Consider the following 13152-nt stretch of genomic DNA (forward strand, 5'->3'; position numbering starts at 1 on the left):
GCCTCCGCCGACTAGACTGGGGAACCGTGTCTGAATCCACCGAAATCACCGAGGAGTCCGTCGAGTCGGCCGTCGCCGCGGCGCTCGCCGCGATCGACGCCGCGGACACCTCGGACGCGCTGAAGGCCGTCCGCCACGACCACACCGCCGAGGGTTCGCCGATCGCCCGGCTGAATGCCGCAATCCGCTCGCTGCCCGGCGATCAGAAGGCTGCGGCCGGCAAGCTCGTGGGCGGCGCCCGCGGGCGGGTCAACCAGGCGTTCGCCGCCAAGGAGGCCGAAATCGAGGCCGCGGAGGACGCTGACCGGCTCGCCGCCGAGGCCGTGGACGTCACCGCGCTGCCGACCCGCTGGACTCCCGGGGCCCGGCACCCGCTGAGCCTCCTGCAGGAGCGCATCGCCGACATCTTCGTCGGGATGGGCTGGCAGGTCGCAGAGGGGCCGGAGCTGGAGAGCGAGTGGTACAACTTCGACGCGCTCAACTTCGACGCCGACCATCCGGCGCGCGCGATGCAGGACACCTTCTTCGTCGAGCCGACCGATTCGCACCTCGTGCTGCGGACCCACACCTCCCCTGTGCAGCTGCGTGCCCTGCTCGGCAACGAATTGCCGGTGTACCGCATCGCTCCCGGGCGGGTGTTCCGCACCGACGAGTTCGACGCGACCCACCTCCCGGTGTTCACCCAGGTCGAGGGCATCGCCGTCGACAAGGGGCAGACGATGGCGCACCTGCGCGGCACCCTCGACCACTTCGCCCGGACGCTCTTCGGCGAGGGCGCGCGCGTGCGCCTGCGGCCCAACTACTTCCCGTTCACCGAGCCGAGTGCCGAGCTCGACCTCTGGCACCCGACCTTCACGGGCGGCGCCCGCTGGATCGAGTGGGGAGGCTGCGGCATGGTGAACCCGAACGTCCTGCGCTCCGCGGGCATCGACCCGGAGGTGTACTCCGGGTTCGCTTTCGGGATGGGCGTCGAGCGGGCGCTGATGTTCCGCAACGACGTCAAAGACATGCGTGACATGGCCGAGGGCGATGTCCGGTTCTCCCAGCAGTTCGGAATGGTGGTCTGATGCGCGTCCCCCTGAGTTGGCTCGGCGAGTACGTCGACCTCGAGCCGGGAACCACGGCAGACGAGGTCCACGCCGCCCTCGTGTCCGTCGGTCTCGAAGAGGAGGACGTCCACACCTTCGAGATCAGCGGCCCCGTGGTCGTCGGTCAGGTGCTGGAGTTCGAGGAGGAGCCGCAGAGCAACGGCAAGACCATCCGCTGGTGCCGCGTGCGCGTGGCGCCGGAGGGGCAGAAGGCCGCCGACGGTGGCGAAGACGTCCGCGGCATCGTCTGCGGCGCCCGCAACTTCTTCGTCCGCGACAAGGTGGTCGTGACGCTGCCCGGCTCGATGCTGCCCGGGCCGTTCCCCATCGCCGCACGCAAGACCTACGGTCACGTGTCCGACGGCATGATCGCGTCCGCGCGCGAACTGGGCCTCGGCGACGACCACGAGGGCATCCTCCGGCTGTCGACGCTCGGTCTCGACCCGGAGGTCGGCGCCGGCGCGATCTCGCTGCTCGGGCTCGACGACACCGCCGTGGAGGTCAACGTCACGCCCGACCGCGGCTACGCGTTCTCGATCCGCGGCATCGCCCGCGAGTACTCGCACGCGACCGGAGCGGCGTTCCGCGATCCGGCGGAGGCTGTCCACGTGCACTCCGCGGGTGCGCACGCGCACGGGTTCAGCGTGTCGATCGACGACCGCGAGCCCATTCGCGGCCGCGTCGGCGCGACCGTGTTCGTCACCCGCGTCGTCCGCGACGTCGACGGCTCGCGGCCCACGCCGCCGTGGATGGTCGCACGCTTGAAGCTCGCCGGCATCCGCCCGATCTCGCTCATCGTCGACATCACCAACTATGTGATGCTCGAGCTCGGCCAGCCGATCCACGGGTACGACCTCGACAAGCTGCGCGGCGGCATCGTCGTGCGCCGCGCCCACGCGGGCGAGGCGCTCGTGACGCTCGACGACCAGACCCGCATGCTCCACGCGGAGGACCTCCTCATCACCGACGAGTCCGGCGCGATCGGTCTGGCCGGCGTGATGGGCGGGGCGTCCACCGAGATCGGCGCGGGAACGAGCAACGTGCTCGTGGAGGCCGCCAACTTCGACCCGGTGTCGATCGCGCGCACCGCACGCCGTCACAAGCTGCCCAGCGAGGCCTCGAAGCGCTTCGAGCGCGGCGTCGACCCGCGGGTCGCGGTCGCGGCGGCGGCGCGCGTCGTGCAGCTGCTGGAGCAGCTCGCCGGCGGCCACGCCGACGAGCTCGGATCGCTGTTCGACACGGCGGAGGACGCCGAGCCGATCCGGCTGCCGAACGATTACATCCCGAACCTGATCGGGGTCGCGTTCACCGACGACGAGGTGCGCGGAGCGCTCGCCGAGATCGGCGGTGCTGTCACCAGCGACAGCGAGGCCCTGCTCGTGGTTCCGCCGAGCTGGCGTCCCGACCTGCGCGACAAGTCCGATCTGGCGGAGGAGGTCGCCCGCATCGTCGGCTTCGACCGCATCCCGTCGGTGCTGCCCGTCGCGCCTCCCGGCCGTGGGCTGTCGCGCGCGCAGAAGCTGCGTCGCGCTGTAGCGCAGATCCTCGCCGACAACGGTGCGACCGAAGTGCTCGCGTTCCCGTTCGTGTCGGAGGCGCTGAACGACCTGTTCGGGTCGCCCGAGGCCGGCCCGGTGCCGGCCGTACGGCTGGCGAACGCTCTCGACGCGACCGCGCCGTACCTGCGCACGTCGCTGCTTCCCGGGCTCCTCGACGTCGCCAAGCGCAACCTCGCGCGCGGCCTGGTCGACCTGCGGGTGTACGAGCTCGGAACGGTCTTCCTGCAGACGGACGTTCAGCTGGGCAGCGCGGAGCTGCCTCCGGGCGCCGCTCTGCCGGGCGACGACGTGCTCGCCGGGCTGAACGCCGGCATCCCGGCGCAGCCGCGGCATCTCGCCGGCCTGATCGTCGGTAACGCGGTCGAGAAGCAGCCGGGCCAGCCGCCGATCGCGGCCGGTCTCGCCGACGCGTTGACTGCCGTGCAGCAGACGGCTGCCGCCGTCGGCGTGGCGATCGAGCCCGTGCAGAGCCGCCACCAGGCGCTGCACCCGGGTCGCACGGCACAACTGGTGGCGCACGCGGCGGACGGCTCGCGCATCGTCGTCGGCTACGCCGGCGAGCTGCTGCCCGCGATCGCGGCCGACCTCGACCTGCCGCGTGTTGTCGCGCTCTACGAGCTCGATCTCGACGCGCTCATCGAGGTCGCGCCCGCCGATATCGTCGCGGGCACGATCGCCGGGTTCCCCGCGGCGACGCAGGATCTGTCGCTGGTCGTGCGCGACGAAGTGCCGGCCGGCGAGGTGCTGGCCGCCGTGCGCGAGGGGGCCGGCGACCTGCTGGAGGACATCAGGCTGGTCGACGACTACCGGGGCACGGGCCTCCCTGCCGCGCACAAGAGCCTGACTTTCGCGCTCCGCTTCCGCGCCGACGACCGGACGCTCACCGCGGCGGAGGCCAGCGAGGCGAAGTTCGCCGGCGCCGCCCGCGCGGGTGAGCTGTTCGGAGCCGCCCTCCGCGAGTAGCGCTGGGGCGCCAGCCAGGCAGTGATCCTTCTGCTCTCGGGCTGGCGATCGTTCAGGGCGGCGTGGGCGTCGAACCCGGTGCGGAGTTGCTCGGACCCGGCATGGGAACGTGGTCAACCTCCGCAACGACGACACGAAACGAACGCCGCGCGCGAAGAGAGGTCAGCCCTTCATCCGCTTGCGGAGCTCTCGTCTCAGTTTGTGCTTCCCGCGCTGGAACAGGTCGAGTAGGCGGTAGCCGGGCGTGTGCGGGTTGACTGGCTCGCGCAGCAGGTCCAGGCCGCCATGGGCGATGATCTTGCGGGAGAGAGCGAACTCCGGTGCCGCGCGGTGCTCCGGAGGAACCGATTGAGCCAGCGCGAGGAGGTCGCGGTTGTTGAACGGCGAGATCACCTCCTGTGCGATGTCCCATTCGAGTTGACTCTGTGCCTGCCAGGCGCCGCATCGATGTTCCCAGTGGAAGAGCACATCGAGAGCGACACCGGTCTCGTCCGCAGCGGATCGCGCCCCCGCGAACCACTCCTCGATCGATTCCACGATGAAATCGAAGCCGGACCATCCGTCGATGAGAGCGATGACCTCGTCGGGCGTACGGAAAGCCCGTTGTTTGCCTTTGTCTTCATACCAGTAGATGGAGCGCGCCAGTTCCGCGGCGTTGCCTTTCACGGCGACACGATCGGCGGGAAAGCCCTGGTAGATACCTGCGGCGATGACACCCCAATCGTCGAGATGGGCCATCGCCGAGTTTCCGGCGTAGACGTCGAGCCACGCCGCGCTCGGTCGCTGACGGCAGTCGATCACGTGCTGCGACTTCCCGAGTCGTTTCGATATGTGGCGCGGAATAGCGAGATCGGGCGACCATCGCGACAGGTGGCGATAACGGAGGGTGTAGATGTAGACATCGTCGAGCACGGGCCCCATCGCGGAGAGCACTGATCGCGAATCCCATCCCCCGGTGAGCGTCAGTGCGAGGGGGAACCGTTTGCTCGCGGCGAGAAGCGTCTTGGAGGCGATCTCGGAGATCGCGGCGGCGACGGAATCGGGATCCCCGTCGGTGGGGAGTTGAGTGGTCGGCCAGAATCGCTCCTGGCGGCGAGCCGAGACGCGTAAAACGTGGTTGGGAACGAGCCGATCCACGTTCTCGAATCCTGACAGCGCAGCCGGCAGGAAGGCTTCGCGGTCTCCCGCTCGCCGAGCGATCTCTTCGTAGCCGCGAAGTCGCTTACCGCGTTCGATGGGGGCGGCGTGTTCGAGAAGCAGAGCCTGCGATGCGGCGTGGAACTCGTCGCCCGTCCAGGTGTACTCCACCGTCCGCATCCCCGTCGCGTCGTTGAAAGCGAGGATCTCGTCGTCATCGAAGACGAAGAGGGCGAAGCGTCCGGTCAGTCTGTTCAGAATGCGGAGGCGGTCTTCGTCGCTTTGCGTCGCCGCGAGGCGGGACAGGACGACATCGTCCGTCGCGTCAGGGTCCGCCGGATCGATGGCGAAACCGAGGAGGGCGTAGGCCGCGGAGTCCGGCTCGTCGTGGACGGTGACCGCGAGGTCGGGATGGGTGTAAATCCAGTGGGAGCGCACGCGACGCCGGGGCCACGCGGCCAAGGACTGCACGTCGCGCGGAGTCAGGAGGAACTGTCGGCGGTAGAGCAGGGGATCCATGGCGGTGAGCTCTCCAGGTTCGGATCGTGCGGCATGAGCGTCGCGTGGCGTCCTGCCGAGCGCGATCTCACTCGCCACGCTTGAAATTCCGGTTCAGAGTATCTGATTTTAACACGGCTCCGAGACTCGGAACCGATGCGCGCGGTTGGCGTCACTCCGCAATCACCCGCTAGGGTTGCTGCATGCTTAACGTCGGTGCCCCCTCTCTGCGCCGACGCCTGCGCGACCGCCGAATCTAGGCGGCGTTCGGGCGACCCTTCGCGGGTCGGACATGGGCGCCGCCGGAGTCTCGGCCCCCTGTCGTCCACTCACCAAGGAACAAGCATGACTTTCTCGGTTGCCGTCGCCGGTGCCTCCGGGTACGCGGGCGGCGAGCTGCTGCGCATCCTCGCCGATCATCCCGATTTCGAGATCCGCACCGTCACCGCCCACCAGAACGCCGGACATCCGCTGGTCGCGCACCAGCCGCACCTGCGTTCTCTCGCCCACCTCACGCTCACCGAGAGCACGGCGGAGAACCTCTCCAGCCACGACGTGGTCTTCCTCGCCCTGCCGCACGGCAAGTCAGGCGAGATCGCCTCGCAGCTCCCCACCGACACTCTCGTCATCGACTGCGGGGCCGACCATCGGTTGGAGGACCCGGCCGACTGGGCCTCCTTCTACGGGGGAGAGCACCACGGAGCATGGGTCTACGGAGTGCCCGAGCTGATCGTGCGCGCCGACGGCACCAAGCAGCGCACCGACCTCGTGCGTGCGACCCGGATCGCCGCGCCCGGCTGCAACGCGAGTGCGGTCTCGCTCGCCCTGGCCCCCGGCCTCCACGCTGGCGTGATCGATGAGCAGGACATCGTGAGCGTCCTCGCGGTCGGCCCGTCGGGCGCAGGCAAGTCGCTGAAGACGATGTACCTCGCAAGTGAGATCCTCGGCTCCGCCAACCCCTATGCTGTCGGCGGCACGCACCGGCACATACCCGAGATCCAGCAGAACCTGCGCAAGGCCGGCGCGACCGCGCCCACACTGTCGTTCACGCCGATGCTGGTACCGATGTCGCGCGGCATCCTCGCTACCTCCACCGCGCGAGCGAGGCCCGGCATCACGGCGGCGCAGGTGCAGGACGCCTGGGAGGCCGTCTACGCGGACGAGCCGTTCGTGCAGGTGCTGCCCGCAGGCAGCGTGCCGCGCACCGCGGATGTGCTGGGTGCCAACACCGTCCTGATGGGCGTCGCACTCGACGAAGCGGTCGGGCGGATCGTTACGGTCCTCGCGATCGACAATCTATACAAGGGAACGGCCGGAGCGGCGATCCAATCCGCGAACATCGCTCTTGGCCTCGCTGAGACCACCGGTCTGAGCGTGAACGGAGTCGCACCGTGAGCGTCACCACAGCCAGAGGGTTCGCGGCCGCCGGTGTCGTTGCCGGGCTCAAGCCGAGTGGCAAGCGCGACCTCGCGCTCGTGCAGAACCGCGGGCCGCTCACGGCGGCGGCGGCCGTCTTCACCACCAATCGCTGCAAGGCGAACCCCGTGCTGTGGAGCGAGCAGGTCATCGCGGACGGCGTGGTCTCGGCCATCGTCCTCAACTCAGGTGGCGCGAACTGTTACACCGGCTCCCGCGGCTTCCAGACCACACACGCCACCGCCGAAGCCGTCGGCTCGGCCCTCGGCGTCTCCGCCGGCGACGTGCTGGTGTGCTCGACAGGTCTGATCGGCGACCAGCTCGACGTCGAGAAGCTGACCGCGGGAGTCGCCCGCGCGGCATCGGCGCTCGCCGGTGACTCCGGGCTCGGTGCCGCCGAGGCGATCATGACCACGGACACCCGGCCCAAGCAGGCTGAGCACATCTCCGACGCCGGCTGGGCGGTGGGCGGCATGGCCAAGGGCGCGGGGATGCTCGCGCCGGGCCTGGCTACCATGCTCGTCGTCGTCACCACCGACGCCGTGCTCGACTCCTCGCAGCTCGACACCGCACTCCGGGCGGCGACTCGGGTCGCCTTCGACCGCCTCGACTCCGACGGCTGCATGTCGACCAACGACACCGTCGCGCTCCTCGGTTCCGGGGCGAGCGGGGTCGCACCCGACTTCGGAAAATTCACCCTCGCGGTCACCGAAGTGTGCCGCAGCCTGGCGAAGCAGTTGCAGGAGGATGCCGAGGGCGCCTCCCACGACGTCACGATCGAGGTCGTGAACGCCCGAACCGAAGACGACGCCGTGACCGTCGGCCGCGCGGTATCGCGTTCCAACCTGTTCAAGGCGGCGATCTTCGGCAACGACCCCAACTGGGGCCGCGTGCTCGCGGCGGTCGGCACCACCGACGCCGCGTTCGACCCCTACGGCATCGACGTCGCGATCAACGGCGTGCAGGTGTGCACGGCGGGGGAACCCGACCAGCCGCGCGACCTGGTCGACCTGACTCCGCGAGCCGTGCATGTGCTCATCGACCTCCATGCGGGCGACGAGAGCGCTGCCATCCTCACCAACGATCTGACCCACGACTACGTGCACGAGAACAGTGCTTACTCCAGCTGAGATGACCACAGAAGAGACCGCTGAAGGTGCCGAACGTGCCGCGGCCACGGCCAAAGCCGCGACCCTGATCGAGTCGCTACCCTGGCTGAAGACCTTCCACGACCGCATCATCGTCGTGAAGTTCGGCGGCAACGCCATGGTGAGCGAAGACCTGCAGCGCACCTTCGCCGAAGACATCGTCTACCTGCGCTACGCAGGGCTGCGTCCCGTCGTGGTGCACGGCGGCGGTCCGCAGATCTCGGCGATGCTCGACCGGCTGGGCATCGACAGCGAGTTCCGGGGCGGCTACCGTGTGACGACACCGGAGGCCATGGACGTCGTCCGCATGGTGCTGACCGGTCAGATCAACCGCGATATCGTGAGCAACATCAACAAGCACGGACCGCTCGCCGCCGGGCTCTCCGGCGAGGACGCCGGGCTCTTCCAGGGCCGCAAGCGCGGAGCCGTCGTGGACGGCGAAGAGGTCGACCTGGGCCTCGTCGGTGACGTCATCGGCGTGAACCCCGAGGGCGTGCTCGCGCAGCTCGACGCCGGGCGCATCCCGGTCGTCTCCTCGATCGCACCGGACATCGACGACCCCGGTCAGTCGCTCAACGTCAACGCGGACGCCGCTGCCGCGGCGCTCGCGGTGGCGCTCGGCGCCGCCAAGCTCGTCATCCTCACCGACGTCGCGGGGCTGTACAGCGACTGGCCCAACCGCGACTCGCTGCAGTCCAAGATCGCGGCTCCCGAGCTGCGGGAGCTGCTGCCGACGCTCGAGTCGGGGATGATCCCCAAGATGTCGGCTTGTCTCGACGCCGTCGACGGCGGCGTGCCCAAGGCCGCGATCATCGATGGGCGCGTGGCCCACTCGATCCTGCTCGAGGTGTTCACGCAGTCCGGAATCGGAACGGAGGTGGTGCCGGCATGAGCGCACAGCTCACCCACGGCACGAACGCACAGACGGCGCCTGGCGGCGCCAATACGGGCGGGGGCTGGAAGCCGCGCTTCGGTGACGCCATGATGCGCACGCTCGCCACGCCCAAGCTGATGCTGGTGCGCGGCGAGGGCTGCCGGGTCTGGGATGTCGACGGCAACGAGTACCTCGACTTCCTCGCGGGCATCGCCGTCAACTCGCTCGGTCACGCCCACCCGGTGCTGGTGGAGGCGGTGAGCAGCCAGGTGGCCACCCTCGCGCACGTCTCCAACTACTTCTCCACCCCGCCGCAGCTGGAGCTCGCCGAGCGCCTCCGGGCGATCACGGGCGCCGGCGAGCAGGGCCGCATCCTGTTCGGCAATTCCGGTGCGGAGGCGAACGAGGCGGCGTTCAAGCTGGCACGCCTCAACAAGGGACCGCACGGCAAGCGCACGCGCGTACTGGCCTTGCACAACGCGTTCCACGGCCGCACGATGGGCTCGCTCGCCCTCACCGGCAAGCCGCCGATGCGCGAGGCGTTCGAGCCGCTGCCCGGCGGTGTCGAGCACATCGACTCGACCATCCACGCGCTGGAGGCTGCGATCGACGACCGGGTCGCCGCCTTGTTCGTGGAGCCGATCAAGGGCGAAGCCGGCGTGCTCGAGCTTCCGGAGGGCTTCCTGCAGCGCGCGCGCGAGCTCACGGAGCAGCACGGCGCGCTCCTTATCATCGACGAGATCCAGACCGGCATCGGCCGCACCGGCCGCTGGTTCGCCTACCAGCATGCCGACATCCTCCCGGATGCCATCACCGTAGCGAAAGGCATCGCCGGCGGCGTGCCGATCGGCGCGCTGATCACCTTCGGCCGCGCCTCCGAGCTGTTCTCGCAGGGCCAGCACGGGTCGACGTTCGGCGGCAACCCGCTCGCCACGGCGGCGGGCAACGCCGTCATCGGCGAGATCGAGCGCGCCGACTTGATCGGCAACGCAGCACGACGCGGGGAGGAGTTGCGCGCCATCCTCCGCTCGTACGACTCGCCCCTGATCGGCGACGTGCGCGGCACCGGCCTCCTGATCGGCGTCGGGCTCACCGACGGGGAGGCGCACCGCCTCTCCGACGCAGCGCTCGCCCACGGGCTGATCGTCAACGCCCCCAACGAGTCGAGCATCCGCCTGGCCCCGCCGCTGATCGTGGGCGACGCCGAGCTCGCGGAGTTCCGCGAGAAGTTCGGCCGCGCACTCGCCGCCCTCTGACCTGCACACACCGCACACACAGCACGCGCCGCACGGGCGCAGACCAAGGATCGCCATGACCCGCCATTTCCTCCGCGACGACGACCTCAGTCCGGCCGAACAGCTCGAAGTGCTCGAGCTGGCCGCACGGCTGAAGGCCGACCGCTTCTCGGCGAAGCCGCTCGCCGGCCCGCAGACCGTCGCCGTGATCTTCGACAAGACCTCGACCCGCACGCGGGTGTCGTTCGCGGTCGGCATCGCCGATCTCGGCGGTACCCCGCTCGTCATCCAGAGCGGCGAGAGTCAGCTCGGCGGCAAGGAGTCGCTGGCCGACACCGCCCGCGTGCTGGAGCGCATGGTCTCCGCGATCGTCTGGCGCACGTACGCGCAGGCCGGTCTGGAGGAGATGGCCGAGGGCACTCGCGTGCCGGTGGTCAACGCCCTCTCGGACGACTTCCACCCCTGCCAGATCCTCGCCGACCTCCAGACCATCCGCGAGCACAAGGGCGGGACCGCCGGTCTCACGCTCGCGTTCTTCGGCGACGGCGCCAGCAACATGTCGCACTCGTACCTCTTGGGTGGCGCGACCGCCGGGATGCACGTGCGGGTCGCCGCGCCGACCGCGTATGCGCCGAGCGACACCGTCGTGGCCGACGCCCGGGCGATCGCGGAGCGCACCGGTGGCTCCGTGTCGGTGTTGGCGGACGCGCGGGAGGCCGCCTCGGGCGCCGACGTGGTCATCACCGACACCTGGGTGTCGATGGGCAAGGAGGACGAGAAGGACGAGCGCGTCGCCGTCTTCGGCGACTACACGGTCGACGCCGGCCTCATGGCCCTCGCGGCGGACGATGCGGTGTTCCTGCACTGCCTGCCGGCCTATCGTGGCCTCGAAGTGACCGCCGACGTGATCGACGGCCCGCAGTCGGTGATCTGGGACGAGGCGGAGAACCGCCTCCACGCCCAGAAGGCCCTGCTGGCCTGGCTGCTGAACAAGAACGAGGAGGGGGCCGCATGACGGCGGACGGTGTCGGCAAGACCGACGAGGGCAAGCTCTGGGGCGCCCGCTTCGTCGGCGGGCCGTCGGCCGAGCTCGCCGCGCTCAGCAAGTCGACGCAGTTCGACTGGGTGCTGGCGGCCTACGACATCGCCGGCTCCCGGGCGCACGCGCGCGCCCTCGCCGCGGCCGGCTACCTGACGGACGACGAGCTGGCCGGGATGACCGCAGCTCTCGACGCTCTCGACGCCGACGTCGCCTCCGGAGCGTTCGTCGCCGCAGAGAGCGACGAGGACGTGCACGGGGCGCTCGAGCGCGGCCTGATCGAGCGCGCGGGTGCCGACCTCGGCGGCAAACTGCGCGCAGGGCGCAGCCGCAACGACCAGATCGCCACGCTCGTCCGGCTCTACCTGCGTGACCACGCCGGCGTCATCGCCGAGCGTCTGATCGCCCTGATCGACGCGATCGCGTCCCAGGCCGACGCACATCCCGCCGCCGTCATGCCCGGCCGCACCCACCTGCAGCACGCGCAGCCGGTGCTGCTCGCGCACCACCTGCTCGCGCACTGCTGGCCGCTCGTGCGCGACCTGGAGCGCCTGGCCGACTGGGACCGCCGCGCGAACGTCTCGCCCTACGGGTCCGGAGCGCTCGCCGGCTCCACGCTCGGGCTCGACCCGCAGCTCGTGGCCCGCGAGCTCGGCTTCGCGGCCAGCTCCGAGAACTCGATCGACGGCACCGCCGCCCGCGACGTGGTGGCCGAGTTCGCCTTCGTCGCGGCGCAGATCGGCGTCGACCTCTCGCGCTTCGCCGAGGAGATCATCCTCTGGAACACGCGCGAGTTCGGGTTCGTGACCCTCGACGACTCGTACTCGACCGGGTCGTCGATCATGCCGCAGAAGAAGAACCCCGACATCGCCGAGCTCGCGCGCGGCAAGGCGGGGCGCCTGATCGGCAACCTGACCGGCCTCCTCACGACGCTCAAGGGCCTCCCGCTCGCGTACAACCGCGACCTCCAGGAGGACAAAGAGCCGGTCTTCGACTCGGTGCAGACGCTGGAGGTCGTCCTCCCGGCGTTCACCGGGATGGTGGCCACGCTGCGCTTCCACACCGACCGGATGGCGGAACTCGCGCCGCAGGGGTTCTCGCTGGCGACCGACGTGGCCGAGTGGCTGGTCAAGCAGCATGTGCCGTTCCGCACCGCGCACGAGATCACCGGAAGCCTCGTGAAGTTCGCCGAGCACAACGGCCTCGAGCTGAGCGACGTGACCGACGAGCAGCTGGCGACCGTGTCGCCGCTGCTCGCACCGGAGGTGCGCTCCGTGCTGACCGTCGAGGGCTCGGTCGGCAGCCGTGCCGGCGCCGGCGGCACCGCCCCGGACCGGGTCGCCGACCAGCTCGTGACGCTGACGGAGCGGGTCCGCGCCCTCACCCAGACCCTCGCGGCGACCAGGCGGGACCTCGGCTGATGGCCGGGCAGGCGGGGCGACGGCGGCCGGGATGGCTCATTCCGCTGGTCGTCGTGGTCGCCGCCGCCGTGATCGTCGTCGGGTTGATCGTGACCGTCGCGGCCGGCGGCCGCATCTTCTGACGTGACCCTCTACCGACCCGGGCGCGACGTCCTCCTGGCGTCGTCGCTCGAGGTCGCGCCGAAGCTGCTCGGAGCGGTGCTCCGGCACGAGACGGACGAGGGTGCGGTCGCGGTGCGCATCACCGAGGTGGAGGCCTACATCGGCGACGGGCTCGATCCCGGCTCGCATGCCTTCCGCGGCCGCACCAAGCGCAATGCGGTGATGTACGGAGAGCCCGGGCATCTGTACGCCTACTTCACCTACGGGATGCACGTGTGCGCGAACGTCGTCTGCTCGCCCGAGGGGGAGGCCTCCGCGGTGCTGCTGCGCGCGGGGGAGGTCGTCGAGGGGGCCGAGCTCGCGCTGCGGCGCCGTTCGGGACCTTCGGGCAGAGCGATCCCGTCACGCGATCTCGCGCGAGGACCCGCTCGACTGGTCGTGGCGGCGGGCGTCCGGCTCGCGGATGACGGCGCCGACCTGTTCGTGCCTCCCTTCGACCTGCAGCTGCCGAGTGCGCAGCCCGACTACGAGACCGGCCCGCGCACCGGCGTGTCGGGCGCCGGCGGAAGCGTGTCGTACCCGTGGCGGTACTGGCTCCCCGGCGACCCCACCGTCTCCCCGTACAAGCGCCACGCCAAATCGCACGACTGAGCGCCCGATCGGCCGCCGAGG

11 protein-coding genes are annotated in these 13152 nt (G+C 70.1%); 10 read left to right on the forward strand and 1 reads right to left on the reverse strand.

Translation table 11 applies throughout. The features are described from left to right. Nucleotides 1-26 precede the first annotated feature (26 nt). Both pheS and pheT read left to right on the forward strand, forming a co-directional pair. Complete coding sequence (pheS, locus tag ACPPVW_RS11990; protein ID WP_426623349.1) at nt 27-1067, forward strand: phenylalanine--tRNA ligase subunit alpha; 1041 nt, start codon at nt 27-29, stop codon at nt 1065-1067. Continuing rightward, the gene (gene pheT, locus ACPPVW_RS11995) at nt 1067-3610 is read left to right on the forward strand and encodes a phenylalanine--tRNA ligase subunit beta (RefSeq protein WP_426623350.1); all 2544 of its coding nucleotides are present in this window, start codon (nt 1067-1069) and stop codon (nt 3608-3610) included. Before pheS ends, pheT begins: the two co-directional genes overlap by 1 nt. A 162-nt stretch (nt 3611-3772) precedes the next feature. Here pheT and ACPPVW_RS12000 read toward each other — a convergent pair whose 3' ends face one another. Then, a complete protein-coding gene (locus tag ACPPVW_RS12000; RefSeq protein WP_426623351.1) occupies nt 3773-5266 on the reverse strand; it encodes a hypothetical protein in 1494 nt (497 codons plus the stop codon). Nucleotides 5267-5590: 324 nt separating this feature from the next. Between ACPPVW_RS12000 and argC the strand changes: the two genes are divergently transcribed. Genes argC through ACPPVW_RS12040 form a run of 8 tightly spaced genes read left to right on the forward strand, consistent with a single transcriptional unit; the run spans nt 5591 to nt 13131 of the window. Further along, nucleotides 5591-6640: an N-acetyl-gamma-glutamyl-phosphate reductase gene (gene argC, locus ACPPVW_RS12005; RefSeq protein WP_426623352.1), complete on the forward strand. Its 1050-nt coding sequence runs from the start codon at nt 5591-5593 to the stop codon at nt 6638-6640. After that, nucleotides 6637-7791 carry a bifunctional glutamate N-acetyltransferase/amino-acid acetyltransferase ArgJ gene (gene argJ, locus ACPPVW_RS12010; RefSeq protein WP_426623353.1) on the forward strand — a complete coding sequence of 385 codons (1155 nt, stop codon included), beginning with the start codon at nt 6637-6639 and terminating at the stop codon, nt 7789-7791. The genes argC and argJ overlap by 4 nt, the downstream gene beginning before the upstream one ends. A 1-nt stretch (nt 7792) precedes the next feature. Then, on the forward strand, nt 7793-8701 hold the full coding sequence (gene argB, locus ACPPVW_RS12015) for an acetylglutamate kinase (RefSeq protein WP_426623354.1): 909 nt from the start codon (nt 7793-7795) through the stop codon (nt 8699-8701). Further along, entirely contained in the window at nt 8698-9939 is a 1242-nt protein-coding gene (locus ACPPVW_RS12020) for an acetylornithine transaminase (RefSeq protein WP_426623355.1), read from the forward strand. The genes argB and ACPPVW_RS12020 overlap by 4 nt, the downstream gene beginning before the upstream one ends. A gap of 55 nt (nt 9940-9994) precedes the next feature. Next, nucleotides 9995-10933: an ornithine carbamoyltransferase gene (gene argF, locus ACPPVW_RS12025; protein ID WP_426623356.1), complete on the forward strand. Its 939-nt coding sequence runs from the start codon at nt 9995-9997 to the stop codon at nt 10931-10933. Beyond that, nucleotides 10930-12378: an argininosuccinate lyase gene (argH, locus tag ACPPVW_RS12030; protein WP_426623357.1), complete on the forward strand. Its 1449-nt coding sequence runs from the start codon at nt 10930-10932 to the stop codon at nt 12376-12378. Before argF ends, argH begins: the two co-directional genes overlap by 4 nt. Beyond that, nucleotides 12378-12500: a hypothetical protein gene (locus ACPPVW_RS12035; RefSeq protein WP_426623358.1), complete on the forward strand. Its 123-nt coding sequence runs from the start codon at nt 12378-12380 to the stop codon at nt 12498-12500. Before argH ends, ACPPVW_RS12035 begins: the two co-directional genes overlap by 1 nt. 1 nt (nt 12501) lies before the next feature. Further along, the gene (locus ACPPVW_RS12040) at nt 12502-13131 is read left to right on the forward strand and encodes a DNA-3-methyladenine glycosylase (RefSeq protein WP_426623359.1); all 630 of its coding nucleotides are present in this window, start codon (nt 12502-12504) and stop codon (nt 13129-13131) included. Nucleotides 13132-13152: the final 21 nt, after the last annotated feature.

Origin of the sequence: Leifsonia sp. McL0607, from assembly GCF_049993355.1 — a bacterium.
GTDB lineage: Bacteria > Actinomycetota > Actinomycetes > Actinomycetales > Microbacteriaceae > Leifsonia.